The organism is Acrocarpospora catenulata (genome assembly GCF_018476525.1).
Classification (GTDB): domain Bacteria; phylum Actinomycetota; class Actinomycetes; order Streptosporangiales; family Streptosporangiaceae; genus Acrocarpospora; species Acrocarpospora catenulata.
Map to the genome: position 1 here is coordinate 51,692 of NZ_JAHCST010000045.1, position 25,385 is coordinate 77,076.

Here is a 25,385-nt window from a genome sequence, read left to right on the forward strand (position 1 = left end):
ATCTAGAGGGAGTTCCAGCTCGTAACGGTTCGGAACGGTCCACCCCATGCGGGCCAGGTAACGTCCGTGGCATGGATCCGGTCGAGGCGTTGAAGCGCATCGCGTTCCTGCTGGAACGCGCGGGCGAGCCCACCTACCGCGTGCGGGCCTTCCGCGGCGCCGCCGCCACGCTCGCCGACCTGCCGCCCGGAGAGCTGCAGCGGCTGGCCCGCGACGGAGGGCTGACCGGGCTCAAGGGCATCGGCAAGGTCACCGCCCTGGCCGTCACCGAGGCACTCAACGGGGAGGTTCCCACCTACCTGCGCCGCCTGGAGGCCACCGCCGGGGAAGACCTGGACCAGGCCGCCGCCGAACTCCGCCAGGCGCTCAAGGGCGACCTGCACGCCCACTCCGACTGGTCGGACGGAGGCTCCTCCATCGAGGAGATGGCCGCCGCAGCCCAGGGACTCGGCCACGAATACCTGGTGATCACCGACCATTCGCCCCGGCTCACGGTGGCCAACGGCCTGTCGGCGGAGCGGCTGGCCAAGCAGCTGGACACGATCGCCGAGCTCGCGCCCCGGCTGCTGCCCTTCCGGCTGCTCACCGGCATCGAGGTGGACATCCTCCCGGACGGTTCCCTGGACCAGGAGCCCGAACTGCTGGAACGCCTGGACATGGTGGTGGCCAGCGTGCACTCCCAGCTGCGGATGGACGCCGAGGACATGACCCGGCGCATGGTCACCGCCATCGCCAACCCGCACGTGGACGTGCTCGGCCACTGCACCGGGCGCATCGTCAAGGCGGGCGGCAAGCGCGGCGGGCTCCGGCCGGAGTCGCGGTTCGACGCGGAGCTGGTGTTCGAGGCCTGCCGCCGGTTCGACGTGGCCGTGGAGATCAACTCCCGGCCGGACCGGCTGGACCCGCCGAAGCGGCTGATGCGCCTGGCCTACGAGATGGGGTGCGACTTCGCGATCGACTCCGACGCGCACGCGCCCGGCCAGCTGGACTGGCAGCGGTACGGCTGCGAGCGGGCCGCGCTCTGCGGGATCGGGCCGGAACGGGTGGTGAACACGAGGATGTGGCCGGTCGGTTAGGTGTTTACGACCGGTTTTGTCGCTCACGCCGCGTAGTTTCGGGGTCATGGACCGTCGAGAAGCGCTGGTCGAGGAGTTACGCACGAACGGCCGCCTGTCCGCCAAGGAACTGGCCGAGCGCCTCGACGTCAGCAAGCGCACCATCGTCCGCGACATCGCCCGCCTCCAGGCCGAGGGCGTGCCCATCCGGCTGGATCCCGGGGGTTACCTGCTCGATCCCTCCGACGAGGTGAAGCGGGCGATCGACCGGTCGCTGGCCGGGCGGCGGGTGCTCCGCATCGAGTACCACGACACCAAGGGCGGGGTGACCACCCGCGAGGTGGAACCCAGCATCTGCCTGGGCGGCAGGGGCGGCTACTGGTACCTGGTGGCCTGGTGCCGGTTGCGGGAGGATGTCCGGGTGTTCCGGCTGGACCGCATCACCCGGGCCACCGTGACCGCCGAACGTTATCCGGAGCCCTCCCAGGCCCGCATGGCCGAGCTGGCGGCGGCCCTGCCCACCTGACGCTCGCGCCCCACCGGCCACCGGAAAATGTCGGTGGCGTTTTCTAGGGTCTGCGGTGTGAACCGTACAGAGCGGCTTTACGCGATCGTCGAAGCGTTGCGCGCCTCCCCCCGGCCCAGGTCGGCGCGGGAGCTGGGGGAGCGCTTCGAGGTCAGCGCGCGGACGATCGAGCGGGACATTCTGGCCCTGCAAGAGGCCCAGGTGCCGATCTACGCAGAACACGGGCGGCGCGGCGGCTACGTGCTGGACCGATCGATGTCCCTGCCGCCGCTGAACTTCAGCCCGGAGGAGGCGGTGGCGGTCGCCATCGCGCTGAGCACCGCCGCCGACCAGCCCTTCGCCGGCCAGGCCAGGAGCGCGTTACGCAAGCTCATGTCGGCGATGCCGGAAGCCGACGGGGAGCGGGCCAGGGAACTGGCGACCCGGGTGCACCTGCTGTCGCCGAGGCCGGGCGAGGGCGAGGAGCGGGCCACCCTGGAGACGGCCGGGCCGGTCGCGAAGGTGATCGAGAACGCCCTGCTCGCGAGCGTCGTCCTGGAGATGGAGTACGTCGACGTTCGCGGCGCGGTGAGCGAACGCGCGGTGGAACCCGGCGTGTTCGTCGGCGGCAGGGGCGGGGTGTGGTACCTGGTGGCCTGGTGCCGCCTCCGCGACGACGTCCGGGTTTTCCGCCTGGACCGCATCGTCAGGGCCGAGGCCACCCTGGAACGGGTGCCCACCCGCCGCATGGCGGAGTTCGCCTCCCACGTGCCCGACATGATCACGCTCTATCCGGTGCTCGACTGAACTTCGCGGAAAACACCGACAGAGGGTTGTCGCCAACGGGCCGGATCGTGGTTCCCGAGGTCAACACGGTGGCCTCGCCCAAGTCCTGAGCCTGGCCGGACAGCCGCGGGCGGCGGCGGGGGAGGCGCACGGTGACCCGGAGGCCGCCGCCGGGCCGGGGGGCCGCCACGGCCGTGCCGCCGTGCGCGTGCGCGACCGCGCGGACGATGGACAGGCCGAGACCGGCGCCGCCCGCCGAGCCGGTCCTGTCCGCCTCCAGCCGCCGGAACGGCTCGAACAGGCGGGCCGCCTGGGCGTCGGCGATCACCCGGCCGGTGTTATCCACCAGCACGAACACCCCCCGATGGTCGGCGCCCGTGCGCACTACCACCAGGCCGCGTTCGTCGTTGTACTTGACCGCGTTGTCCACCAGGTTGGTGATCATCCGTTCCAGCAGCACGGCGTCCCCTGAGCAGGGCGCCGGGCGGCGGTCGGCGGGGTCGGCGGGCAGGTGGTGGGCGAGGATCGCGGGCTGGGCCAGGTCGCGCAGGTCCACGTCCTCCCGGGTGGTCAGCTCGCGCTCGCTCTGGGCGAGCGTGAGCAGGCCCTCGATCAGCTGCTCCTGCCGGGTGTTGGCGGCCAGCAGCTCGTCGCGTACGGGCCGGAGGGCGGCGGGGATGAGCGGGTCGGCGAACCCGACCTGGAGCAGCGCGCGGTTGATGGCGATGGGGGTCTTCAGCTCGTGCGAGGCGTTGGCCACGAACCGGCGCTGGCTGTCGAAGGCGTGGTGCAGCCGCTCCAGCATCGAGTCGAAGGTGTCGGCCAGGTCCTTGATCTCGTCGCGCGGGCCGTCCAGGGCGATGCGCTGGTGCAGGGTGCTGCCGGACAGCCGCCGGGCCGTCTCGGTCATGGTGAGCAGCGGGGCCAGCGCCCGCTGCGCGACCACCCAGCCGACCACCAGCCCGGCCACCCCGATCAGCACCGAGGCGATGATCGACCACTGCATCATCGAGCCGCTCACCAGCTCCTTGTACCGGTCGACCTCGCCCTCCACCACGGACTGGAAGAGGAAGAGGCGGTTGGCCGGGCTGTCGGTCGGCATCGGGAGGGTGGGCTTGGGGATGGTGCCGACGATTTCCGGCGTGATCTTGATGGCGAAGCGCTGGTTGACGATGCGGTCGAGCACCAGGTAGTTGATGATCACCAGCACGCTGGCGGCCAGGAAGAACAGGCTGCCGTAGACGATGGTGAGCCGCCAGCGCACCGGCAGCCGACGCCCGCTCACCAGCCGGCTCACAGTCGGTAGCCGGAGCCGGTGACGGTCTCGATGACCGCCGGGGCGCCCAGCTTCTTGCGGAGCGTCATCACCGTCACCCGGACCGAGTTGGTGAAGTAGCTGATGTTCTCGTCCCACGCCTTCTCCAGCAGATCCTCGGCGCTCACCACGTTGCCGTTCGCCCGGAGCAGCACCTCCAGGACGGCGAACTCCTTCGGGCTGAGGGAAACGTACCTGCCCTCCCGGAAGACCTCCCGGCGGGCCGGGTCCAGGGTGATCCCGGCCCGGGCCAGCACCGGCGGCACGGCCAGCGGGGTGCGCCTGGCCAGTGCCCGCAGCCGGGCCACCAGTTCCGGGAAGTCGAACGGTTTGGGCAGGTAGTCGTCGGCGCCCAGGGTCAGCCCCTCCACCTTGGAGCGCAGGTCCCCGGCGGCGGTCAGCATGATGATCCGGGCGGGGAGGCGCTCGGCGACGAGGCGTCGGCACACCTCGTCGCCGTGCACCGCGGGCAGGTCCCGGTCGAGCACGATGACGTCGTAGTCGTTGGTCATCGCCCGTTCCAGCGCGGCGTCCCCGTCGTAGACCACATCCACCGCCATGGTCTCCCGGCGGAGCCCGTCGGCCACCACGTCGGCCAGCACCCGCTCGTCTTCGGCTATCAGCACCCGCATGGGGTGCATCCTCCCGGGGAGGGGTTAAACAGGAGCTAAGCGCTCAGCGCCAGCGTGGGGGACATGCGCGCGGCCCGCATCGCCGGATAGATCCCGGCCACCGTGCCGACCAGCAGGGTCGCCCCCAGACCGCCGCCCAGCGCCCAGGTGGGCACCACGGCGGGCAGGTCCCGCCAGGTCGCGTACCCAACCGTCACCAGGGCGCCGAGCAGCGCCCCCGCCACCCCGCCCAGGCCGGACAGGAGCAGGGACTCGGTGAGGAACTGGCCGCGTACCTGGCCCCGGGTGGCCCCCAGGGAGCGGCGCAGGCCGATCTCCCTGCGCCGTTCCAGCACCGAGATGACCATGGTGTTGGCCACCCCGACCCCGCCGACCAGCAGGGCGACCGCGCCGATGCCGAGCAGCACGTTGGTGAAGGCGCTGTCGGCCGCCGCCTTGGCCTCCAGCGCGTCCGAGGGACGGCTGACGTCCACCTCCTCCGGGTGCTCCGGGTTGGCGGTGCGGGCCAGCACCTCCCGTACGGCGGTCACCGCGGATTCCACCGAGCGGGTGTAGATCGTGCTGGGATCGCCCTCGTGCCGGAGGTAGGTGGCGGCGGCCGGATACCCGATCAGGGCCGAGCGTTCGATCTCCGGGGCCAGCGGGCTGGCGGCCAGGATGCCGGTGACCGTCCACCACTGGCCGTTGATCCACACCTGCTGCCCGGTCTCCCGCACGCCCAGGCGTTCGGCCGCGACGGAGCCCAGCACCACCGCGCGCTGGGCGGCGGTGGCCTGGTTCAGCCAGGCGCCGTGCCGTACGGGGGTCTCCAGGGCCTCAAGCAGATCCAGGGAGGCGGCCCGGACGGCCAGGCCACTGGTCTTGGTGGCCGGGATGCGGTCGCTGCGGAACACCGGCTGCCCGGTGTCACCGGTGGAACCGGCGGCCAGGATGGGGCCGATCCGGCGGATCATGGCCGGCGACTCGACCGGCAGGGTGGCCTGCTCGCCGAACAGGCTCTGCCCAGGGGTGACCCGGAGCAGGTTGGTGCCCAGCTCGTCGAGTTCGGCCAGCAGCCGTGCCTTGCTGGAGGCGGAGATGCCGACCACGGCCACCATGGTGGCGATGCCGATGGCGATGCCGAGCGCGGACAGGATCACCCGGGTGGGCCGCGCGCGCAGCCCGGCCGCGCCCACCCGGACCTGGTCGCCCCAGCTCAGCCGCCCCGGACGGAGGGTACGCCGGTCAGTCATCGTCGATCACCTGCCCGTCCTTGAGCCGGACCCGGCGGGGTGCGGCGGCGGCCACGTCGTTGTCGTGGGTGATGATCGCCACGGTGGTGCCCAGCGCGTTCAGCTCGGCCAGGATGGCCAGCACGTCGGCGCCGGAGGCCGAGTCCAGGTTCCCGGTCGGCTCGTCGGCCAGCAGCAGCGCCGGTTCCCCGACCACCGCCCTGGCCACCGCCACCCGCTGCCGCTCCCCGCCGGACAGCTGCGCCGGGCGGTGTCCGAGCCGGTGCCCCAGCCCCACCCGCTTCAGCGCCTCCGCCGCGCGTTCCCGCCGCTCCCGCCGTGGCACCCCGCTGTACAGCAGCCCGTCGGCCACGTTGTCCAGCGCAGGAACGCCCTCCGCCAGGTGGAAGGACTGGAAGACGAACCCGATGTACCGGGAGCGCAGTGCCGACAGCTCCCGGTCGGACAGCTTCGCCACGTCGTACCCGGCGATGCGCACGGTGCCCGAGCTGGGCCGGTCCAGCGTGCCGATCAGGTGGAGCATGGTGGACTTGCCCGACCCGGAGGGCCCGATGATGGCCACCAGTTCCCCGGCGTCCACCCGCAGATCGACGCCGCGCAGCGCGTGCACCTCGCCCGGGTAGGTCTTGGTGGCGCCCGTCAGCTCGATGACCGCGCTCATAGGGCCGGGACCTCGACCTTCAGGCCCTCGGCGAGCCCGGTTCCGGTGATCTCGACGCGGCCCGCGGCGAACAGGCCGGTCTCGACCGCGATCACCTCGCCGCCCGCGATCCGCACGCCGTAGCCGCCCTCGCGGAGCGCCAGCAGGGCCTCCACGGGGACCGACAGGACGTCCTTGCGGCGCTCGCTCTGCAGGTCCACGGTGACCGGGGCCTGGTCGAGGCGGCCCAGGTTGCCGTCGGCGGTCACCTCCACGTCGATGGTGGACTCGCCGCCGTCCTGGGCGGGCGGCTGGGCCACCGTGCCGATGGCGGTGATCGTGCCCTTGGTGGTGTCCCCGGTGGGGGTCTCCAGGGTGACGGCCGCGCCCAGGCGGGCGAACTGCTGGTCGGAGGCGGGCAGGTCGATGTGCACCACCCGCTTGGTGCTGGTCGTGGTCACCACCGACTGCCCGGCCCGGTCGCCCTTCTCCGCCGCCGCCTCGGCGATCCGGACCGGCCCGGAGGCCACGATCACCTGGGCCGCCCCGACCGTGCCGGTCTCGGCCAGGTTCTGGTCGTCCTGCCACTCCCGTACGGCCTGCGCGGTGCGCCAGGAGAAGTACCTGTCCACCGTGCCGACCTCGTAGCCGAGCGCCTTCAGGTTGCGTTCGAGCTGCTGGACGTCCTTGCCCTCGCTGCCCTGGGACAGCGTGCGGTACATGGGGATGGAGCCGTACATGAGGATCACGGGGCGGCCGTCCACCGCGTACAGCCAGCCGCCGCGCCGGACCAGTGTGCCCTCCTTCCTGGTGCGGGTGAGGGTGCCCATGGCCTCGTTGGGGAGCACGCGGCGGCCCGCGTAGCCGAGGGTGCCGTCCACGGTCTTGCTGTCCACCAGGTCGGAGCGGGTGATCTCGGCCGTGGTCACCGGGGCGGCGGTGGGGGACTCGGCGGGGTCGCCGCCGGCCACGGCGAACGAGGCCGCGGCCCAGCCGCCGCCCGCCAGCGCGGCGACCGCCACCACCCCGGCCAGCAGTCCCCGGCGCGTCACTGGCCGCCACCCGTCTGCTTGCCGCCGAAGCCGTCCATCAGGTGCTCGCACGCCTTCTGCGCCTTCTGGAAGGTCGGGGAGTCCGGGTTCATCCCCGGGCCGCCCATCCGCACCCGGCCGCCGTTCACCTGCGGGTCGGGCATGTCCACGCCGTTGTCCCGCATGCATTGGGCGAATTTCAGTACCTTGTCCTGGAGTTCGGGATCCGGCGCGGCATTGCCCTCGCCGATCGGGTTGTACTGCTCGCAGGCTTTCAGGGCCTTTTCCACCTGGCCCTCGTTGCCCGGCTTCTGCCGGAGCTGGATGCGGTTGCCGCCGGGCTCCGGGTCGGGGATGTCGACGCCGTTCTCCCGCATGCACTGGGCGAACTTGAGTGCGTCGCCGCTGGTGGTGGGGGAGGGCGCGGCGCCGGCGGCGCCGCTCGCGCCGGCCGCCGAGGCGACCTGGGCCTCCGGCTGCTGGGTTCCGCAGGCCGTCAGGAAGAGCGAGACCGCGGCCAGCGCGGCAATTCTGAGTCCTTTTTCTGCCATGCCAGATTTATAGCGAGGACCCGGTTAAACATGCCTTAAGCGAATTTGTTTATGCGTTTCTTACATTAGAAAGGCCCGCCGGGAGAACGGCGGGCCTTTCTGGATTCCCGGGCGGTTCAGTGGGACGGCGGGCGGTTGCCCAGCTGACGGCGGAGTTCGGCGAGCTCCCGCTCCAGGTCCGCCACCTGGGCCTCCTGCGACGGCCGGGACGGCCCGTGGGCGGGCTGCGGCGGCTGCTGGGGGATCGGCTGGCCGTACCGGTCGAACTGCTGCTGGGGGCGGACGTAGCGGGTGGCGCCGTCCAGGGGCTGGTCGGCCGCCGGCAGCGCGTACGGCTGGTGCTGCGGGGCCGGGGGGACGTAGGGCGTGGCCTGCACGCCGTACTGGACGACGGGCCGGGCCGCCGCGGGCTTCCTGCGGCGCTTGAGGATGAGCATCAGCACCGTGAGACCGCCCACGATGGCGATCAGTACCCCGCCGCCGACCAGCAGCCAGAACGTCATGGGCTGCGGGGTCTCGTCCTTGCCGGAGGAGATGGCCTGCTGGGAGTCGGTGATGTACTTGGCCACGTACGGGTGGTTCGGGTGCAGGGCCTGCACCTCGCGGAACTTGGGCAGCGCGGCGCTGTAGTGCCGCTTGAAGAACAGATCGAGCGCGGTGTTGTACTCGGTGCTGGTGAGCGCCGCCGACGGCTTGATGTTCTTCTCGTTGAGCTTCTCCTTGATGACGCTGACCGGCAGCACGAAGCTCTCGTTCTCCGACGCCTCGCCGCCCTCGCTGACCGTGCCCGCGATCAGCATGCCGACCACCTTGCCCTCCCGGCTGAACACCGGGCCGCCCGAGTTGCCGTGGTAGGACGGCGCCTGGGTCTGGATGTAGGGCACGCCCTCCTGCGTGGTCCGCTTGGCGTTGTACGGCCCCTCGGTCAGCGCCGGGTCCAGCTTGGACTCCAGGCTGAAGAACGGGGTGTTGGTGACCAGGCCGGGGAAGCCGCTGATGTACAGCGTGGACCCGGTCTGCACGTCGGAGTCCTCGCCCAGCGGCACGGTCGGCAGGTTCTGCTGGCCGTTCACCTTCAGCAGCGCGAAGTCCTTGCCCGGGTAGCTCTCGCCGACCGAGACCAGCTCGGCCGCGACCGGCTTGGCGGTCTTGTCCACCCCGCCGCCCGGCAGCGACTGCACCACCGCGATGCTCTTCTGCAGGTTCTCGATCTTGAGGTGGATGCTGTTGAAGGTGACGTAGACCTGCTGCGCCAGCTTGAACATCTCCTCGTCGGCCTCGAAGCTCTGCAGATCCTTCAGTACGGTCTGCGCGTCCTCCTCGGCGAACTTGGACAGCGCCTGCTGCGCGAAGGTGTCGGCCAGCGCCTGGTCGCTCATCTCGACACAGTGCGCGCCGGTCACCATGTACCCGTCGGGGGTCACCCACCAGCCGGTGCACATGCCGCCGATCTCGGCGTCCACCACCCGGTTGGGCGCGACCGGGATGATGTACCGGTCGACGTCGGCCGCCATGCGCTGGAACAGGTACTTGGCGATGCTCTGCTCGTCGTTGGAGATCTTGCCGTTGAGCACGGCGTCGGTGGTCTGCTGGACGAGCTGGCTGAACGGCCCCTGGTTGATCTCCGGGGTGGGCACCACGACCTGGCCGGTGAAGGTCAGGCTGGTGAGCTGCACGGCGGGCTGCGTTTTCGCGGCGAGCACAGTGCCGACGGCGACCTCCTCGGCCCCTTCGGGGCTGGCCGCGTACGCGGGCGTCGACACCGCGAGCACCGCCGCCGTCGCGACGATGATTCTTCTGAGGTTCACCCGGTAATGGTCAGATATCGCCCTTGTCCGTCACTTGTGACTGACTTGGCGAACGCTAAGAGGGGGCGCCGGCTCCCGACGCCCCCTCTTGGCGCTGGTCAGACGCCCATCGTCTCGGTGTCGTTGGTCTCGGCGGTGGTGCCGATCTCGGTGACGCCGTTCTTCAGGTGGTAGCGGGCGATGGCGTCGCGCAGCACCTCCTGCTTGATCTCGCCGCGGCGGGCCAGCTGGGTGAGCACCGCCAGGGTGATCGAGGCCGCGTCCACGTGGAAGTGGCGGCGCAGCGCCGAGCGGGTGTCGGAGAGGCCGAAGCCATCGGTGCCCAGGGAGCTCCAGTCGCCGGGCACCCACTGCGCGATCTGGTCCTGCACGGCCCGCATGTAGTCGCTGACGCCCACGAACGGCCCCGGCACGCCGGACAGCTTCCGCGTCACGTACGGCACGCGCTGCTCGGCGTCCGGGTTGAGCAGGTTGTGCTCCTCCGCGGCGAGCGCGTCGCGGCGCAGCTCCGACCAGGAAGTGGCCGACCAGACCGAGGCGGCCACGCCCCACTCCTCGGCCAGCATGCGCTGCGCCTCCAGCGCCCACGGCCCGGCCACCCCGGAGGTCAGGATGTTGGCCTTGGGGCCGTCCCCGGTGGCGGGGGCGAACAGGTAGAGGCCCTTCAGCAGGCCGTCCACGTCCAGGTCGGCGGGCTGGGCCGGCTGCGGGTAGGGCTCGTTGTAGACGGTCAGGTAGTAGAAGACGTTCTCCTGACGCTCGCCGTACATGCGGCGCAGGCCGTCCCGGATGATGTGGCCGACCTCGAAGCCCCAGGACGGGTCGTAGGCGACCGCGGCCGGGTTGGTGGAGGCGATCAGCGGGCTGTGGCCGTCCTCGTGCTGGAGGCCCTCACCGTTCAGCGTGGTGCGGCCGGCGGTGGCGCCGAGCAGGAAGCCCCGGCCCATCTGGTCGGCCAGCTGCCACATCTGGTCGGCGGTGCGCTGCCAGCCGAACATCGAGTAGAAGATGTAGATCGGGATCATGTGCTCGCCGTGCGTGGCGTACGACGAGGCGACGGCGATCGTGGAGGCCATCGAGCCGGCCTCGCTGATGCCCTCGTGCAGGATCTGGCCCTCGGTGGACTCCTTGTAGGAGAGCAGCAGGTCCCGGTCCACCGCCTCGTAGGTCTGCCCGTACGGCGAGTAGATCTTGGCGGTCGGGAACATGGCGTCCATACCGAAGGTGCGCGCCTCGTCCGGGATGATCGGCACGAACCGGTGGCCGATCTCCTTGTCCCGCATCAGGTCCTTGAGCAGCCGGACGAAGGCCATCGTGGTGGCCACGTTCTGCTTGCCGGAGCCCTTGGCCAGCTGCTTGTAGGCGTCGTCGCCGGGCAGCTTGAGCGACTTGGCGCGTACTACCCGTTTGGGCAGGAACCCGCCCAGGGCGGCGCGCCGCTCCTTCATGTACGCGATCTCGTCGCTGTCCTCGCCCGGGTGGAAGTACGGCGGCAGGTCGCCTTCCAGATCGCTGTCGGGGATGGGCAGGTAGAGCCGGTCCCGGAACTCCTTCAGCTCGGCCTTGGTCATCTTCTTCATCTGGTGCGTCGCGTTGCGCGCCTCGAAGTCCTTGCCCAGCGTCCAGCCCTTGATGGTCTGGGCGAGGATGACCGTCGGCTGGCCCACGTGCTCACGGGCGGCCTTGAAGGCGGCGTAGACCTTGCGGTAGTCGTGGCCGCCCCGGGACAGGTAGCGGATGTCGTCGTCCGACATGTGCTCGACCATCTTCCGCAGGCGCGGGTCGCCGCCGAAGAAGTGCTCCCTGATGTAGGCCCCGGTCTCCACCGAGTACGTCTGGAACTGCCCGTCCGGGGTGGTGTTCATCTGGTTGACCAGCACCCCGTCCACGTCGGCGGCGAGCAGCGGGTCCCAGTCCCGGCCCCAGACCACCTTGATGACGTTCCAGCCGGCGCCCCGGAAGTACGACTCCAGCTCCTGGATGATCTTGCCGTTGCCGCGGACCGGGCCGTCAAGACGCTGCAGGTTGCAGTTGATCACGAAGGTGAGGTTGTCCAGCTCCTCGCGGGCGGCCAGGCCGATGGCGCCGAGCGACTCCGGCTCGTCCATCTCGCCGTCGCCCAGGAAGCACCAGACGTGGCTGCGCGAGGTGTCCTTGATCTTGCGGTCGTTCAGGTACCGGTTGAACCGGGCCTGGTAGATCGCGCCGATCGGGCCCAGGCCCATGGAGACCGTGGGGAACTCCCAGAAGTCCGGCATCAGCCGGGGGTGCGGGTAGGACGGCAGGCCCTTGATGCCGTGCGACAGCTCCTGGCGGAACGCGTCCAGCTGGGCGTCGCTGAGACGGCCCTCCAGGAAGGCCCGGGCGTAGATGCCCGGGGCCGCGTGGCCCTGGAAGAAGACCTGGTCGCCGGACTCGCCGTGGTCCTTGCCGCGGAAGAAGTGGTTGAAGCCCACCTCGTAGAGGGACGCGGCGGAGGCGTAGGTGGCGATGTGGCCGCCCACGTTGGTCCGCGCGTTGGCCCGGGTGACCATGACCGCGGCGTTCCACCGGATGTAGGCCCGGATCCGGCGCTCGACGTACTCATCCCCGGGGAACCACGGTTCGCGCTCCGGCGGGATGGTGTTGATGTAGTCGGTGCTGCGCAGGCCGGGCACGCCGACCTGGTGCTCGCGGGCGCGTTCCAGCAGCCGCAGCATCAGGTAGCGGGCCCTCGTCCTGCCCTCCGTCTTGATGACGTTGTCGAGCGACTCAAGCCACTCCTGGGTCTCGCTGGGGTCGACATCAGGCAGTTGGCTGGGTAGGCCGTCGCTGATGATCGAGAAACGCTGGCGTCCGGAAGCCACTGGGTCTCGCCTTCCGAGAATGGACTTTTGTCGGTCTAGGTTCGGCTTCCATCCTGGCTCGTCGGTCCGGAAAACGCATCTCTACTTCCCGGTAAACCAAGATGTCCCGGCAGGTGCCCGGGGCCATGGCCTAGACCACCGATGGTAGGACGTTTTCCGCCAACCATCACACTTGACCCCCCGTGCGGAAGATTTCTAGCCGTTGTCCGCCCGGTTACGCCACCCCTGAGCCAAGACCCCGGGGGAGTGTCGGCCGCCCTGCCGGTGCTACGTCAGCTCTACCCCGCCCGGCCACCGAGCCAACCTTTGCCGTGTTTTTGACGGATTTTTCAGCATTCTGGGAGTGGTACGCAGCGCGTCGTCGCAGCTCAAAGTGGGCGTAGGATCCACGTGTGAGGTCTCAGGTTATAGACGTGCGAACCGGCTCGCGGGAGCGGGTGCACGACATCACCCGGGAATGCGAGGTGTTCGCCGCCGACTGTGGCGGCGATGGCCTGTTACACGTGTTCGTGCCGCACGCCACGGCCGGGATCGCGCTGATCGAGCTTGGCGCGGGCAGTGACGAGGATCTGCTCGCCGCCCTGCGCGACCTGCTTCCCGCCGACGACCGGTGGCGGCACGCGCACGGGTCCAGGGGCCACGGCCGGTCCCACGTGATGCCCGCGCTGATCCCGCCGTACGCGACGATTCCCGTGCTCGGCGGCCGGTTGGCGCTGGGCACCTGGCAGTCGGTCGCGGTGGTTGACCTGAACATAGACAACGCGGAACGTCGTGTCCGTTTGTCATTTTTGTCTGATTGCTAGATAACGGTGCGGGTCACTCGCCGTGGCGGGCGTTGACGACGATGGGTCACAGCGTGTGGACTGTGCCGAACGATACCCGCTGAGGTTCCGGCGGGGTCCAGCCAAGCAGGAGGGATGAACGTGAGCGCGACCGCGGGTCAGGCGCAGGGCGAGCGCGGCCTGGCCGAACGACTTGGCCTCAAGCCGGGTCAGGTGGTGCAGGAAGTCGGCTGGGACGAGGACTGCGACGACGCACTGCGCGAGTCCATCGAAGAGCTGACCGGCAACGAACTGGTGGACGAGGACTATGACGAGGTCGTCGACGTGGTGCTGCTGTGGTGGCGCGACGAGGACGGTGACCTGTTCGACGCCCTCACCCAAGCCATGACCGCGCTGGCGGACGGTGGCCAGATCTGGCTCCTGACGCCCAAGGCCGGCCGGGACGGCCACGTGGAGCCGAGCGACATCGGCGAGGACGCCACGACGGCCGGGCTGGCCCAGACGAGCAGCATCAGCGCCGCACAGGACTGGTCGGGGACGAGGCTCGTCTTCAAGGCCCGCCGCTGACCGCTCATCCCTGCCGTACGGCCGGGCAAACGCCGTACGGCAGGTGAAAACCTGATCGGGGGTAGAAGGTGGTCATCGGCGAGATGGCGCCGGACTTTGAGCTGCCCGACCAGCACGGCACGCCGGTCCGGCTCTCCGGGCTTCGGGGGAAGCCCGTGGTCATCGTGTTCTTTCCGTTCGCCTTCACCGGGATCTGCCAGGGCGAACTGCACGCCCTGAAGGAGCTGGGCGACACCCGGGTGCTCGCGATCTCGGCCGACACGATGTTCGCGTTGCGCGCCTGGGCTGATCGCGAGGGCTACTCATTTCCGTTGCTATCGGATTTCTGGCCGCATGGTCAGGCCGCCCGGGCGTACGGTGTCTTCGACGGGGAGAAGGGGTTCGCACGGCGGGGCACCTTCATTCTCGACGGTGAGGGCGTCCTCCGCTGGCAGACCATGACCCCGGTCGGGCAGGCGCGGGACGTCGGTGAGTACCGTGAGGTGCTGACATACCTGTGACCCCGGCGATCTCAAGACGAGACCGTCGTTGAGCGAATATAGGCATTCCAGCGGGAATCGCCTGACATATTCCAGCCTTTGCCCTGATTGCCGTTCTGGGAGGCGACCATGCCCTGCTGTCGCTGCGGGGCCCGGCAGACCGACCCCGTTCGCGGCGCGAGCCCCTGGAAGCGTGGGGTGCGCCACGAGGCGCAGGTCCTGATCTGCCCGGACTGCCAAAGATCACCCGACCTCGACCTCGACACCTGTGCGGGCTGCGCGTCCACCGCTCTGATCCGCCGCCTCGGCGAAGTGGAGTGCCGCGCCTGCGGTCTGGTCCGGCTGGCCGAGGCCCCCGCCGCGCGCCGCCCCGACCTTCCCTCGCTGGCGGCGGAGGTGGAGGCCGCCCTGGACCGCGTGCTCGGCCGGAAGTGACCTGGCTTTCCGCCAAGATATTGAGCACGATGTGCCGGTGAGCTACGTGGTCGCCCTGGATGTGGGCGGGACATCGATGAAGGGCGGCCTTGCCACGGTTTCCGGTGAGGTGACGGACTTTCCTGGCCGGGCCACCGGGCGGGAGCACGGGCCCGAAGCCGTGGTCGGTGCCGTCCGGTCGTACGTGGCCGAACTGGCCGAGGAGGGCCGTCAGCGGTTCGGCGCGGCGCCCGCCGGGGTGGGACTGGCGGTGCCCGGCATCGTCTCGGCGACCACCGCCCTGTTCTCCGCCAACCTGGGCTGGCGCGACGTGCCCGCCGCCGCCTTCGTGCCCCCGGGGCTGCCCGCCGTGCTCGGTCACGACGTACGGACCGGGGGGCTGGCCGAGAGCGTCTTCGGCGGCGGCAGGGACGTGGCCGACTTCCTCTTCCTCTCGCTCGGCACCGGGATCGCGGGTGCCGTGGTGATCGCCGGGGAACCGTACGGGGGCGCGGGCGGGTGGGGCGGCGAGATCGGGCACGCGCCCGTCTGGCCGGATGGCGAGAAGTGCGCCTGCGGCCAGCGCGGCTGCCTGGAGACCTACGCCTCGGCCGCCTCGCTGGCCCGCCGCTACACCCTGCGCACCGGCGAGTTCGCCTCCGCCAAGGAGGTCGTCGAGCGCGCCGACACCGATCCCGACGCCGCCGGGGTGTTCGGCGAGGCCGTCGAGGCCCTGGCCATCTCCCTGGCCACCTACACCCTGGTCCTGGACCCGTCCCTGATCGTCATCGGCGGCGGCCTGGGCGAGGCGGGCCCTGCCCTGCTCGACCCGCTGGCCGAACGGCTGTCGGCACGCCTGTCCTTCCGCGAGCCGCCACCCCTCCGGCCGGCCACCCTCGGGGTGCGGGCGGGCATGCTCGGCGCGGCGATCCTGGGCTGGCGCGCCGCCGGGCTCCCGGACTGGCGTCCCGAAGGACTAATCGCCTGACTTCTGCTTCCAGCGGGCGTCCCTGGCGTCCCAGTCGGTGTACGTGTACGGGTTGTCCTGGATCTTGGTTTCCGGAACATCGGGGTTCATCCCGGCGATCCACGCCTGCTCGCCCAGTTCCGACTGGAGATGCTCCACGGTGTTCTGGACGGCCTGGCGGGCGGCCTCCAGATCCACGCCCGTCAGCCGGTGCTCCTGCTTGACCAGGCGGCCGTTGACCAGCACCGTGTGCACGTCGGCCCGCTGGGCCTGGAAGGCCACGTGGCCGTACGGGTTGAGGATCGGGAACATGGCCGGGGACGCGTCGTTCTTGAGCAGGACGACGTCGGCCTTCTTGCCCGGCTCCAGGCTGCCGATCACCGAGTCCAGGCCGAGCGCCCTGGCGCCGCCCCTGGTCGCCCAGTCCACGACCTCCTCCGCGCGCAGGTGGCAGTGGGTGACCGTGTCCTGGCGGGCGTGCGCCTCCAGGTGCTCGCGGGAGCGGTCGGCGCCCAGGGTGGCCCGCATCGCGGAGAACAGGTCGCCGCTCCACCAGACGCTGGTGTCCATGGACAGGGACACCGGGATGCCGTACCGGCGCAGCTGCCAGGTGGGCGGGTAACCCTGGCCGGCGCTCTGCTCGCTCTCGGTGGAGACCGAGACCGAGCCGCCGGTGGCCGCGATGCGCTGGTAGGAGTCGGCGGTGAGGGTGGCCGCGTGCACGTACACGCTCTCCGGGGTCATGAAGCCGTGCTCGTGCATGAGCCGGATGCCGGTGTCGTTGGTGGCGCCCCAGACGCCCGCGTGGGTGGTGACCGGGGCGCCCAGCTCGCGGGCCGCCTCGAAGGCGGCCCGCTCCGGGAAAGCCGGGTCTCCGGTCACGTCGAAGGCCAGCTGGAAGCCCAGCCGGTCGCCGCGGCCGTGGATGCGGCGGGCGACGAAGTCCCGCAGCTCGGGGGCGGTGGCCCACTCCCAGGGGCCCTGCTGGATGTTGCCGTAGGCGAGCACGAACCGCCCGGGGACCGCCTCCAGTGCGTCCACCGCGGCCTCCGCGTGGTCGACGGTCTGCAGGCCGTGCGACCAGTCGACGGTGGTGGTCACGCCGGCGTCCAGCGCCTCGATCGCGCCGAGCAGGTTGCCCGCGTAGATGTCCGCCGGGCGGAAACGTTTGCCCCATTCGAGGTAGTACCAGACGAAGTACTGGGTGAGCGTCCAGTCGGCCCCGTAGCCGCGCATCGCGGTCTGCCAGAGGTGGCGGTGGGTGTCCACCATGCCCGGCAGCACGATGCCGCCGGAGGCGTCGATCTCCAGCGTGCCGTCGGGCACCGCGAGCGCGGGGCCGACGGCCTCGATCCGCTCGCCGATCACCAGGACGTCGGCGCCGGGCCGCACGGTATGGCGGTCGTCCATGGTCAGGACCAGCCCGCCCCGCAGGACGACGGGCCGGCCGGGTTCGTGGGCGGCGGTGGCGCTCATGCTGCCTCCCCAGTATCGGACAGATGTCCGCATGGCGGCTAACGATTTGGTGATGCAACAATGAGATCAGCCTGAGCCGATGTCAAGGCGCTCAGGCACCTCTCGTTGAAGGAAACGGAACCCCGCCAATGGCACGTAAGGACACCGGCCCGGACTTCATCGAGGCGCTGGCCCGCGGCCTCGATGTGATCAAGGCGTTCCAGCCGGGACGGCCCGTGCTCTCCCTCACCGAGGTGGCCACCGCGACGGGCCTGGCCCGCCCGACCGCCCGGCGCATCCTGCTCACCCTGGAGGAACTCGGGTACGTGCGGCCGGAGCGCGGGGGCTTCATGCTGACCCCCAGGGTGCTGGAGCTCGGCGTCGCGTACGTGCAGTCCATGGGCCTGTGGGAGGTGGCCAGGCCGCACCTGGAGCAGCTGGTGGCGCTGACCAACGAGTCCTGCTCCATCGCCCAGCTGGACGGCTCCGACATCGTGTACGTGGCCAGGGTGGCGGTGCCGAAGATCGTCACGCTCTCGGTGAGCATCGGCACCCGGTTCCCCGCGCTGGCCACCTCGCTGGGCAAGGTGCTGCTGGCCGCGCTGCCCCCCGCCGAGGTGGACCGGGTGCTCGCGCTGCCGAGCAGGTCCGGCATCGTGCCGCGCTGGCAGCCGGGCGAACAGGAGCGGTGCTCGGTGCTCCGTGCGGTGCGGGCCAGCGGCTGGGCCGTCACCGACGAGCAGCTGGCGTACGGCATCCGCTCGGTGGCCGCGCCGCTGCGGGACGGGCAGGGGCGGGTCATCGCGGCGGTCAACGTGAACGCGCACGCCGCGGAGACCTCGATGGCCAAGCTGACCGAGGAGTATCTGCCGTCGCTGCTGCGCACCGCGGGCGCGATCAGCGCCGACTTCGCGCTGCGCGAGTCGATCCCGCAGGTGACCGCGTCCTGAACTTGACACCCGGGTGGGCGGGCACGGAGACTCGTTCCGCGACGGACAAATGTCCGTCCTGCGGACGAAGGGTTGTTCTTGTTCTCTGAACCCGGCACGGGCCCGCTCGCGGGCGTGCTCGTCGCGGACTTCTCCCGGGTGCTCGCCGGGCCGTACGCCACCATGTTGCTGGCCGACCTCGGGGCCGAGGTGGTGAAGGTGGAGAGCCCCGCAGGGGATGACACCCGGGGCTGGATGCCGCCGGTGCGGGGCGAGGTGTCGACGTACTATCTCGGGGTCAACCGCGGGAAACGGTCGGTCTCCCTGGATCTGAAGGACGACGGGGATCTGATGCTGGCGCGGGAACTCGCCCGCCGGGCCGACGTGCTGGTGGAGAACTTCAAGCCGGGCGGGCTGGCCGCGTACGGGCTGGACTACACGACCGTGAGCGCGGGCAACCCCGGGGTCGTGTACGCCTCGATCAGCGGCTTCGGCACCCGTGGCGGCGCCCATCTGCCCGGCTACGACCTGATTGTCCAAGCTGTTTCCGGACTTATGAGTCTTACGGGGGATCCGGAGGGGCCGCCGTACCGGGCCGGGATCTCGGTCTTCGACGTGCTGACCGGGTTGCACGCGCTGGCGGGGGTGCTCGCGGGGCTCTACGAGCGGGCCTCGTCGGGGCGCGGGCAGCACATCGAGGTCAACCTGCTCTCCTCGGCGCTGTCGGGGCTGGTCAACCACGCCAGCGCGGTGGTGGCGGGCGGGGTGGTGCCGTACCGGATGGGGAACGCGCATCCGAGCCTGTTCCCGTACGAGCCGCTGCCGGCCAAGGACGGGGATCTGATCATCGCGGCGGGCAACGACGGGCAGTTCCGGCGGCTCTGCGCCGTGCTGGGGGTGCCCGAGCTGGCCGACGATCCGCGGTTCGCCGCCACCCCCGACCGGACCAGGAACCGGGAGGAACTGCGGCCGCTGCTGGTGGCGCGGCTGGCGCTGCGCACCAGGGACGAGTGGTTCGCGGAGCTGAGCGCGGCCGGGGTGGCCTGCGGGCCCATCAATACAGTGGACGAAGGGGTGGCCTTGGCCGAACGGCTCGGGCTTGAGCCGGTGGTCGAACCCGGCGGGACGCCGTCGGTGCGCAATCCGATCGGGTTCTCCCGTACGCCGGCCAGCTACCGGCTGCCACCCCCGGGCCTCGACGAACACGGCACCGAGATCAGGGCATGGCTGGCAGGGGGATCATGAGCGAGCAGTTTCCGACATCCATCGGCGTCTCCGACGCCACCAGCATCCGCCTGCTCGGGCAGGACCTGGCCAAGGACCTGATGGGCCGGGTCGGCTTCGGCGAGCTGGCGTTCTGGCTGGTGGCCGGCCGGCGGCCGAGCCCGGGGGAGACCCGGGTGTTCGAGACCGTGCTGGTCGCGCTGGCCGACCACGGCTTCACGCCGACCGCCATCGCGGCCCGCCTCACCTACCTGAGCGCGCCCGAGTCGGTCCAGGGCGCGCTGGCCGCCGGGCTGCTGGGCGGGGGCTCCCGGTTCCTCGGGGTGACCGAGGACACCGGGCGATTCCTGGCCGAGCACCTGGAGGGCGTCGCGTGGGAAGAGCTGGACGAGGCCGGCTGGGATTCGATCGCGCTCCAGGCCGTCCAAGGCGCCCGGGAGGCCCGTCGTCTGGTGCCCGGACTGGGGCATCCCGTACACAAAGAAGAAGATCCGCGTACGCCGGTGCTGCTGGCCATCGCTTCCGAGGAAGGGCTGCGGGGGCCGCATCTGCGGCTGTTCGAGGCGATCGGGCGGGTGCATCCCCAGGTGCTCGGGCGGCGGCTGCCGCTCAACGGGGCCGGCGTGTGCGGGGCCGCGCTCGCCGACCTCGGGCTGCCCATCGACCTGCTCCGCGGCTTCGCCCTGCTGGCCCGGGCGGCCGGTCTGCTCGGGCACCTGGCGGAGGAACGCCGCAACCCCATCGGCATGGACGTCTACCGCACCGTGGATCGCAACGCGACCTACCTGCCGGACCAGGAGTAAGGAGGCACCCCATGGCCACGCTGGCCGCGGTCATCGCGTCCACCCACCACCCCTTCTATTACCGCGCCAGCACGGCCCCACCGGAGGAACGGCCGCCGTTCGCCGACGCCTGGGTGGCCAAGATCCTGGCCTTCCGGGAGACGCTCACCCGGGCCAGGCCCGACGTGCTGGTGATGGTCGGCTCCGACCACTTCCACCAGCTCTGGCTGGACAACATGCCGCAGTTCCTGGTGGGCAAGGCGCCCTTCTACGACGCCAACTTCTACAACGAGGAGCGGGAGTTCGGGCTGCCCCGGATGACCCTGCGCGGCAACGAGGACCTGTCCGCGCACATCCTGCGCGGCGGCCTGGACGAGGGCTTCGACCTGGCCTTCAGCAACGAGCTCCGGATCGACCACAGCGTCACCTGCCCGATCATCACGCTCCGGCCCCAGGCCGACCTGCCGATCGTGCCGATCTACACCAACATCTTCGCGCCGCCGCTTCCGCAGCCCTGGCGCTTCGTCGAACTCGGCCGGGCCATCCGGCGGCTGGTGGAATCCTGGCCGAGCGACCTGCGGGTGGCGGTGATCGGGACCGGGCACCTGTCACTGGAACTCGGCGGGCCGCGTCAGTTCGGCCCCCACGGCCCCGACCCCGAGTTCGACCGCCGCGCCGTCGAGTGGATCGCGACCGGGGACATCGAACGAGCGCTGTCCGAGGTCAGCCTGGACAGCCTCTGGAATCCCGGGAACGCCACCCACGGCTTCATGGACTTCATGCTCATGATGGGCGTGGCCGGGGACGGCGCCAAAGCCGACCATGTGGACACCCTCGACCTGTTCCACACCATGGAGGCGTACTTCACCTGGTATCCGGAGGGAGTTCCGGCATGAGCAAGTACCTGCTGAACAAGTTCCTCTACACCGTGGACCGCGACCCCGACCTGGTCGAACGTTACCGCGAGGACCCTTCAGGCACCGTCACCTGGTGGGAGTCCACGATGGCCAACACCATCCTCAACTGCCACACCGGCGAATCCAGCACCTGGCTGACCTTCTCACCCCCTGAACGAGACGCCCTGACGTCCCACGACTACGTCCGCCTGTTCGAACTAGGCGCACACCCCTTCCTCACCCTCACCCTCTTCATCGCCATGTTCGAACGTGACTACCCAGAACCCCTGGCCTTCCAGAAGGAGTACGGCCGCCGCCTCTCCCACTTCAGCCTCCCTTACCCCGATATTTCGACATAAGAGCACCCCTTGACGAGGTCAGGACGCTCGCCAGTCCCATCGATGGCGAGTCAAGGCGGCGATCTACCGGCTTGGCGCTGCTCGCGCGAGTCCAAGCTCCGAAAGCCTGAAGCCGATCCTTGGCCGATGAGGGCTGAGATGGAATCCAGAGGGCTGAGGGCAGTTTCCGGGTCGAGCGGCGTACAGGGGCGGAGCCACCGGAAGGCTGGGGCGGTCTCCGGCCAACGAGGGCTGAGGCGAAGTCCCGGACGGCAGGGGGAGGTCTCGGGCCGAAGGGGCGTTGGGGGCCGAGCACTCGGGCCGAGCGGGGCGCTGGGGTTGTGTCCGCCACTTGGGCCGGAGCGGGGCGCTGGGTTGCGCCCGCGCGCCTGGGCCAAACGGGGCGCTGGGGCGGAGCCCCAAACGGGTGGGTGGGTGGGAGATCCACGCCAGACGACGGCGAAGCCGACCGAAGGTAGAACAGGGTGGGATATATGAAAGCGGCGGTCATTCAGGCTTGTGGGCAGCCACCGGTCGTGGTGGATATGCCTGAGCCGCGTCCACGGCGGGGTCAGATGGTGATCCAGGTGGAGGTCGCGCCGGTTACACCGCTTGATGTGTTGTGTGCGAGCGGGACGTCGTACTTTGGGGCGCCGGCCGTACCGTACGTGCCAGGGGTGCAAGGAGTCGGGCGAGCAGCCGACGGGACCCGGGTGTGGTTTCCCACCGACGCCGGGATGCGCCCCGGGGACGGCAGCATGGCCGAGTACTGCCTGGTCCCGGCCGACGAAGTGGTGCCGATTCCGGACGGTCTCCCCGACGAGGAGGCCGCCGCACTAGGGCTCTCCGCCGTCGCAGCCTGGATGGCCCTGACCTGGCGGGCAGGACTACGCCCCGGCGAGCAGGTCCTCGTCCTCGGAGCCGGCGGCGCGGTAGGCCAGGTAGCAGTCCAGGCAGCCCGCATCCTCGGCGCCCGCCGAGTCATCGCCGTCTGCCGCTCACCCGAGGCCCAACAACGCGCCACCACCGCCGGCGCCGACGCCGTCGTCCCCCTCCTGGACTCCGACGACCCGAACACCCTCGCCACCCGCCTCCGCGAAACCCTCGACGGCGGCGCCGACGTAGTCCTCGACCCCGTCTTCGGCATCCCCGCCACCGCCGCAGCCCAGGTCCTGGCCCCCGGCGCCCGAATCGTCAACCTCGGCGGCGCCGCCTCCGACTCCGCCACCTTCTCCTCCGCCACCCTCCGCTCCCGCTCAGCCACCCTCCTCGGCTACACCAACAACGCCCTCACCCCCACCCAACGCCACACCGCCCTAACCGAAATCTTCACCCACGCCACCAACCACACCCTCCACGTCACCCACACCACCCTCCCCCTCCCCAACCTCCCCGCCACCTGGCCGCCCCCACCAACCCCACGCCACGTCGTCCGCATAACCGATGTGCTGAAACCACCTTCGGTACCGTAGGGTGTATCCGGCCACCGGGCGGTTAGCTCAGCGGTAGAGCACTCGCCTTACAAGCGAGGGGTCACTGGTTCGAACCCAGTACCGCCCACATCAAGCCCTCCACCAGTACAGACAGGTGGGGGGCTTCGTCTTACCTAAGCGCCACACTGGCCAGTGACCACTCGCCCGGTCAAGATCGTTTAGCTAGGGCCCGCCCTATGGCCCCGATTCAGCGCGTCGCATCGGGCGAAATCCCCCTCCCGCGCCACGGCGCGAACAGCTACACCTACCGGATCTATGACAGCCGGGACGAGATTCTCTACGTCGGCGTAACCGACGATCTGTTCCTCCGAATGGTCGGCCACAGGCAGAGCTCACCCTGGTGGTACAGCGCCGATCGCATCGCATGGGATCAGTACCCGACCAGGCAGGAGGCTGAGATCGCCGAGAGGCGTGCGATCCGGGACCTGATCCCCTTGCACAACGTGCGCGACAACGGGCGTAGGGCCTTCGCCGCCCAGATGGGCCATTGCAGGCCGTACGACGGTGCCGCGTGGAAGCACTTTGGGGAGGTCCTCCGCAGCGCACGCGAGACTGCACGCCGGACGCAGAAGTCGGTCGCCGCAGATGCCCGTGTGGCACCCGCCGAATACCGTGCCCTTGAACGGGGCGAATCCACGTCATACAAGCGCGAACTGCTACTTGGGGTCGAGTACGCCCTCGGCTGGCGAGAGGGCTCCATCGAGGCGGTCCTCGGTGGAGGCGAGCCGACCCCGCTCACCGAGGCGGAGTGGGCGGAGCGGCTGCGTCGAGCTCACGACGCCATTGCGCTCGGGGACGTGATCTGATGCGCCTCTCCGAAGCCGCCGCCGCTCAGTTCGGCAGGCATATCGCCTCGTTCCGGCGCCATCTGCGGGCCGAGAACAAGAGCGACAACACGATCCGGATCTACACGGACGCGGCTGAGCGGTTCGCGAACTGGCTGGTGGACTGGCCGGGTGACGACGATGTGGATCCAGCGGAGGCCTGGGATGAGGTGTCCCGCCCCCATATCCAGGCGTGGATCATCTCCCTGCTGGAATCGAAGTCGATGGGGTACGCCAACAACCAGTACCGCGCGATCCAGCAGTTCTGGAAGTGGTGGGCGGCCGAAGGCGAGGTGCACAACCCCATGGCGGGGATGTCGCCGCCGGATGTGCCGGAGCAGCCGGTCCCGGTGCTGCGCAAGGAGCAACTAGGTGCACTGCTCAAGGACTGCCAGGGCAAGGAGTTCGTTCAGCGGCGCGACCTGGCGATCATTTACGTGTTCATGGATGCCGGGGTCCGCCGGGCCGAACTCGCGGGGCTGACCGTCGACGACCTGGACTTGGACCTGCGGGAGATCAGCGTGCTCAGGAAGGGGCGCCGGAATCGGACGGTCACCATCAGCCGCAAGGGGTGCGCTTGCCCTGGACCGGTAACTGCGAGTCCGTGCAAGCAGAAATGGGCGGACGCCCCGGAGTTGTGGCTGGCGGAGAAGAACCGGGGCGTGCTCACCAAGTGGGGGATCTGGGAGATGGCACGCTTCCTCGATAGCCGGGCTGACGGCCGCTCGCCGGACCTCACAATGCGAGAACTTCGTGTGGGCGATCGACTTCTGCTGTGCTCGGATGGGCTGAGCGGGGTTGTGTCCGGCGATGTGATCCGAGACGCCTTGGTCATGTCCGACGGGTTGGACCAGGCCGCTGATCGCCTCATCGAGTTGGCGGTCGACAACGGCGGCCCCGACAACATCACCGTGGTCGTCATCGACATACTGGCTGGCGAGGCGGCCACTTGTACGAGCTGATGTACCGGCAAAAGATCGAATGAGATTAGGTCAAACCGAGATCGTCGCCGGACTCCTCGTTGCTCATCATCTTTCTCGCGCCTCCCTACGCCGCCCCTCAACCCAGGATTCGATGTCTGGCCACCTCCTTTCCCACGATCCTCTCGCCGAATAGCGGACATATAGCCGCCAGCATGTCGCCGTGAGGTCTTCCCGCCAGAGACGACCCATTGTGTCTCGGGTCAAGTAGAGATCTTCGGTATAGCCGCTGAGCAGGCGGTGGAGCCCTTCGTGATCCCCGCCGAAGAACATCAGCAGGTACTTGGCCAACCCCGCGACATCATCTCGTCCCGGCTCGGGAGTTCGGAGGACCTTCAGGTGGTAGACCAACTTGCCGATCACGTAGTCAACCCGGTTATCCGGGCTCTCGGTAAGACCTTTACATCTGGTCAACCGAGCAACCAGTGACCCGCCCGTCGAGCGACCGCACTCGTAGGATGCGGCCATGACGACGCCGCGTACCAGGCTCTCCGAGGTTGAGATCACCGCCGCTCTCGCCGAGCTTCCGGAGTAGATCAGGGAGGGCGACACCCTCGTCCGCACCGCGACCCACCCCGACTTCGCGGCGGCTCTCGGATGGGTTGTCCGCGTCGGCCTCATCGCGGAGAAGGTGGACCATCATCCGGACATCGACGTCCGCTACAACCAGGTGACGCTACGGCTCTGGACCCACACCACCGGAGGGATCACCACCTCGGATGTCGACCTAGCCTGGGGCTTTCGCCTGGGAAGCGGCCGGAACCGATCGTTAAACGTGAAAAGTGCCTTGAGCTGGAAGGATTGGACTTGCTGAGGGTCCTGTCCGCACCAACTCGAAAGGCACTTTCCGAGTG

26 protein-coding genes and 1 tRNA gene are annotated in these 25,385 nt (G+C 69.9%); 18 read left to right on the forward strand and 9 right to left on the reverse strand.

Translation table 11 applies throughout. From position 1 onward, the window contains the following. The first annotated feature begins 71 nt into the window (after window positions 1–71). Genes KIP79_RS32905 through KIP79_RS32915 form a run of 3 tightly spaced genes read left to right on the forward strand, consistent with a single transcriptional unit; the run spans window position 72 to window position 2,367 of the window. A complete protein-coding gene (locus KIP79_RS32905; RefSeq protein WP_214108858.1) occupies window positions 72–1,076 on the forward strand; it encodes a PHP domain-containing protein in 1,005 nt (334 codons plus the stop codon). Window positions 1,077–1,122: 46 nt separating this feature from the next. Next, window positions 1,123–1,581 (forward strand): helix-turn-helix transcriptional regulator, encoded by a 459-nt coding sequence (locus KIP79_RS32910; protein ID WP_214108859.1) that lies wholly within the window; start codon window positions 1,123–1,125, stop codon window positions 1,579–1,581. A gap of 57 nt (window positions 1,582–1,638) precedes the next feature. Next, a complete protein-coding gene (locus KIP79_RS32915) occupies window positions 1,639–2,367 on the forward strand; it encodes a helix-turn-helix transcriptional regulator (protein ID WP_214108860.1) in 729 nt (242 codons plus the stop codon). On the opposite strand, the gene KIP79_RS32920 is transcribed toward KIP79_RS32915, so the two are convergent. The 8 genes from KIP79_RS32920 to aceE form a co-directional block, all read right to left on the reverse strand. Continuing rightward, complete coding sequence (locus tag KIP79_RS32920; RefSeq protein ID WP_214108861.1) at window positions 2,342–3,643, reverse strand: sensor histidine kinase; 1,302 nt, start codon at window positions 3,641–3,643, stop codon at window positions 2,342–2,344. The two genes, KIP79_RS32915 and KIP79_RS32920, sit on opposite strands and share 26 nt — an antisense overlap. Continuing rightward, a complete protein-coding gene (locus tag KIP79_RS32925; RefSeq protein ID WP_214108862.1) occupies window positions 3,640–4,293 on the reverse strand; it encodes a response regulator transcription factor in 654 nt (217 codons plus the stop codon). Before KIP79_RS32925 ends, KIP79_RS32920 begins: the two co-directional genes overlap by 4 nt. Window positions 4,294–4,328: 35 nt before the next feature. Beyond that, a complete protein-coding gene (locus KIP79_RS32930) occupies window positions 4,329–5,525 on the reverse strand; it encodes an ABC transporter permease (RefSeq protein ID WP_214108863.1) in 1,197 nt (398 codons plus the stop codon). Beyond that, window positions 5,518–6,186, reverse strand: a complete 669-nt coding sequence (locus KIP79_RS32935; protein ID WP_214108864.1) for an ABC transporter ATP-binding protein — start codon at window positions 6,184–6,186, stop codon at window positions 5,518–5,520. Before KIP79_RS32935 ends, KIP79_RS32930 begins: the two co-directional genes overlap by 8 nt. Next, window positions 6,183–7,217 (reverse strand): peptidoglycan-binding protein, encoded by a 1,035-nt coding sequence (locus KIP79_RS32940; protein WP_308170011.1) that lies wholly within the window; start codon window positions 7,215–7,217, stop codon window positions 6,183–6,185. Before KIP79_RS32940 ends, KIP79_RS32935 begins: the two co-directional genes overlap by 4 nt. Beyond that, a complete protein-coding gene (locus KIP79_RS47630; RefSeq protein ID WP_250214211.1) occupies window positions 7,214–7,747 on the reverse strand; it encodes a hypothetical protein in 534 nt (177 codons plus the stop codon). Before KIP79_RS47630 ends, KIP79_RS32940 begins: the two co-directional genes overlap by 4 nt. Before the next feature lie 116 nt (window positions 7,748–7,863). After that, window positions 7,864–9,555 carry a S1 family peptidase gene (locus tag KIP79_RS32945; protein ID WP_214108866.1) on the reverse strand — a complete coding sequence of 564 codons (1,692 nt, stop codon included), beginning with the start codon at window positions 9,553–9,555 and terminating at the stop codon, window positions 7,864–7,866. A gap of 98 nt (window positions 9,556–9,653) precedes the next feature. Beyond that, window positions 9,654–12,401 carry a pyruvate dehydrogenase (acetyl-transferring), homodimeric type gene (gene aceE, locus KIP79_RS32950; protein ID WP_214108867.1) on the reverse strand — a complete coding sequence of 916 codons (2,748 nt, stop codon included), beginning with the start codon at window positions 12,399–12,401 and terminating at the stop codon, window positions 9,654–9,656. A gap of 392 nt (window positions 12,402–12,793) precedes the next feature. Here aceE and KIP79_RS32955 point away from each other — a divergent pair, with 392 nt between their 5' ends. The 5 genes from KIP79_RS32955 (at window position 12,794) to KIP79_RS32975 (ending at window position 15,631) form a co-directional block, all read left to right on the forward strand. Further along, window positions 12,794–13,204, forward strand: a complete 411-nt coding sequence (locus tag KIP79_RS32955) for a secondary thiamine-phosphate synthase enzyme YjbQ (RefSeq protein WP_214108868.1) — start codon at window positions 12,794–12,796, stop codon at window positions 13,202–13,204. Window positions 13,205–13,324: 120 nt separating this feature from the next. Continuing rightward, entirely contained in the window at window positions 13,325–13,750 is a 426-nt protein-coding gene (locus KIP79_RS32960; protein ID WP_214108869.1) for a DUF3052 domain-containing protein, read from the forward strand. Between the two features lie 83 nt (window positions 13,751–13,833). After that, window positions 13,834–14,250 (forward strand): peroxiredoxin, encoded by a 417-nt coding sequence (locus KIP79_RS32965; RefSeq protein ID WP_214108870.1) that lies wholly within the window; start codon window positions 13,834–13,836, stop codon window positions 14,248–14,250. 108 nt (window positions 14,251–14,358) lie between these two features. Beyond that, on the forward strand, window positions 14,359–14,664 hold the full coding sequence (locus KIP79_RS32970) for a hypothetical protein (protein WP_214108871.1): 306 nt from the start codon (window positions 14,359–14,361) through the stop codon (window positions 14,662–14,664). A gap of 37 nt (window positions 14,665–14,701) precedes the next feature. Further along, window positions 14,702–15,631, forward strand: a complete 930-nt coding sequence (locus KIP79_RS32975; RefSeq protein WP_308170012.1) for an ROK family protein — start codon at window positions 14,702–14,704, stop codon at window positions 15,629–15,631. Here the strand turns inward: KIP79_RS32975 and KIP79_RS32980 are convergent. Further along, the gene (locus KIP79_RS32980; protein WP_214108872.1) at window positions 15,620–17,086 is read right to left on the reverse strand and encodes an amidohydrolase family protein; all 1,467 of its coding nucleotides are present in this window, start codon (window positions 17,084–17,086) and stop codon (window positions 15,620–15,622) included. The genes KIP79_RS32975 and KIP79_RS32980 overlap by 12 nt on opposite strands. Window positions 17,087–17,214: 128 nt before the next feature. Here KIP79_RS32980 and KIP79_RS32985 point away from each other — a divergent pair, with 128 nt between their 5' ends. From KIP79_RS32985 to KIP79_RS50230, 10 genes are all read left to right on the forward strand, one after another. Further along, window positions 17,215–18,015 carry an IclR family transcriptional regulator domain-containing protein gene (locus KIP79_RS32985; RefSeq protein WP_214108873.1) on the forward strand — a complete coding sequence of 267 codons (801 nt, stop codon included), beginning with the start codon at window positions 17,215–17,217 and terminating at the stop codon, window positions 18,013–18,015. A 78-nt stretch (window positions 18,016–18,093) separates the two neighbouring features. Beyond that, complete coding sequence (locus KIP79_RS32990) at window positions 18,094–19,239, forward strand: CaiB/BaiF CoA transferase family protein (RefSeq protein ID WP_214108874.1); 1,146 nt, start codon at window positions 18,094–18,096, stop codon at window positions 19,237–19,239. After that, a complete protein-coding gene (locus KIP79_RS32995; RefSeq protein WP_214108875.1) occupies window positions 19,236–20,021 on the forward strand; it encodes a citryl-CoA lyase in 786 nt (261 codons plus the stop codon). Before KIP79_RS32990 ends, KIP79_RS32995 begins: the two co-directional genes overlap by 4 nt. A gap of 11 nt (window positions 20,022–20,032) precedes the next feature. Further along, window positions 20,033–20,896, forward strand: coding sequence for a DODA-type extradiol aromatic ring-opening family dioxygenase (locus KIP79_RS33000; RefSeq protein WP_214108876.1), 864 nt, complete (start codon window positions 20,033–20,035; stop codon window positions 20,894–20,896). Beyond that, a complete protein-coding gene (locus tag KIP79_RS33005; RefSeq protein ID WP_214108877.1) occupies window positions 20,893–21,255 on the forward strand; it encodes a hypothetical protein in 363 nt (120 codons plus the stop codon). The genes KIP79_RS33000 and KIP79_RS33005 overlap by 4 nt, the downstream gene beginning before the upstream one ends. 692 nt (window positions 21,256–21,947) lie before the next feature. Continuing rightward, window positions 21,948–22,706, forward strand: a complete 759-nt coding sequence (locus KIP79_RS33010) for a quinone oxidoreductase family protein (protein WP_214108878.1) — start codon at window positions 21,948–21,950, stop codon at window positions 22,704–22,706. Window positions 22,707–22,722: 16 nt separating this feature from the next. After that, window positions 22,723–22,794 (forward strand) — tRNA-Val (locus KIP79_RS33015). 109 nt (window positions 22,795–22,903) lie between these two features. Beyond that, entirely contained in the window at window positions 22,904–23,533 is a 630-nt protein-coding gene (locus KIP79_RS33020; protein ID WP_214108879.1) for a GIY-YIG nuclease family protein, read from the forward strand. Further along, the gene (locus tag KIP79_RS33025) at window positions 23,533–24,513 is read left to right on the forward strand and encodes a tyrosine-type recombinase/integrase (protein WP_214108880.1); all 981 of its coding nucleotides are present in this window, start codon (window positions 23,533–23,535) and stop codon (window positions 24,511–24,513) included. The genes KIP79_RS33020 and KIP79_RS33025 overlap by 1 nt, the downstream gene beginning before the upstream one ends. A gap of 553 nt (window positions 24,514–25,066) precedes the next feature. Further along, window positions 25,067–25,345, forward strand: coding sequence for a 4a-hydroxytetrahydrobiopterin dehydratase (locus KIP79_RS50230; protein WP_214108886.1), 279 nt, complete (start codon window positions 25,067–25,069; stop codon window positions 25,343–25,345). The last annotated feature ends 40 nt before the right edge of the window (window positions 25,346–25,385 follow it).

Coding starts and splice junctions, on each gene's coding strand:
- KIP79_RS32905 (WP_214108858.1), top strand. CDS start 72: ATGGATCCGGTCGAGGCGTTGAAGCGCATCGCGTTCCTGCTGGAACGC.
- KIP79_RS32910 (WP_214108859.1), top strand. CDS start 1,123: ATGGACCGTCGAGAAGCGCTGGTCGAGGAGTTACGCACGAACGGCCGC.
- KIP79_RS32925 (WP_214108862.1), bottom strand. CDS start 4,293: ATGCGGGTGCTGATAGCCGAAGACGAGCGGGTGCTGGCCGACGTGGTG.
- KIP79_RS32930 (WP_214108863.1), bottom strand. CDS start 5,525: ATGACTGACCGGCGTACCCTCCGTCCGGGGCGGCTGAGCTGGGGCGAC.
- KIP79_RS32935 (WP_214108864.1), bottom strand. CDS start 6,186: ATGAGCGCGGTCATCGAGCTGACGGGCGCCACCAAGACCTACCCGGGC.
- KIP79_RS47630 (WP_250214211.1), bottom strand. CDS start 7,747: ATGGCAGAAAAAGGACTCAGAATTGCCGCGCTGGCCGCGGTCTCGCTC.
- KIP79_RS32965 (WP_214108870.1), top strand. CDS start 13,834: ATGGCGCCGGACTTTGAGCTGCCCGACCAGCACGGCACGCCGGTCCGG.
- KIP79_RS32970 (WP_214108871.1), top strand. CDS start 14,359: ATGCCCTGCTGTCGCTGCGGGGCCCGGCAGACCGACCCCGTTCGCGGC.
- KIP79_RS32980 (WP_214108872.1), bottom strand. CDS start 17,086: ATGAGCGCCACCGCCGCCCACGAACCCGGCCGGCCCGTCGTCCTGCGG.
- KIP79_RS32985 (WP_214108873.1), top strand. CDS start 17,215: ATGGCACGTAAGGACACCGGCCCGGACTTCATCGAGGCGCTGGCCCGC.
- KIP79_RS32995 (WP_214108875.1), top strand. CDS start 19,236: ATGAGCGAGCAGTTTCCGACATCCATCGGCGTCTCCGACGCCACCAGC.
- KIP79_RS33000 (WP_214108876.1), top strand. CDS start 20,033: ATGGCCACGCTGGCCGCGGTCATCGCGTCCACCCACCACCCCTTCTAT.
- KIP79_RS33005 (WP_214108877.1), top strand. CDS start 20,893: ATGAGCAAGTACCTGCTGAACAAGTTCCTCTACACCGTGGACCGCGAC.
- KIP79_RS33020 (WP_214108879.1), top strand. CDS start 22,904: ATGGCCCCGATTCAGCGCGTCGCATCGGGCGAAATCCCCCTCCCGCGC.
- KIP79_RS33025 (WP_214108880.1), top strand. CDS start 23,533: ATGCGCCTCTCCGAAGCCGCCGCCGCTCAGTTCGGCAGGCATATCGCC.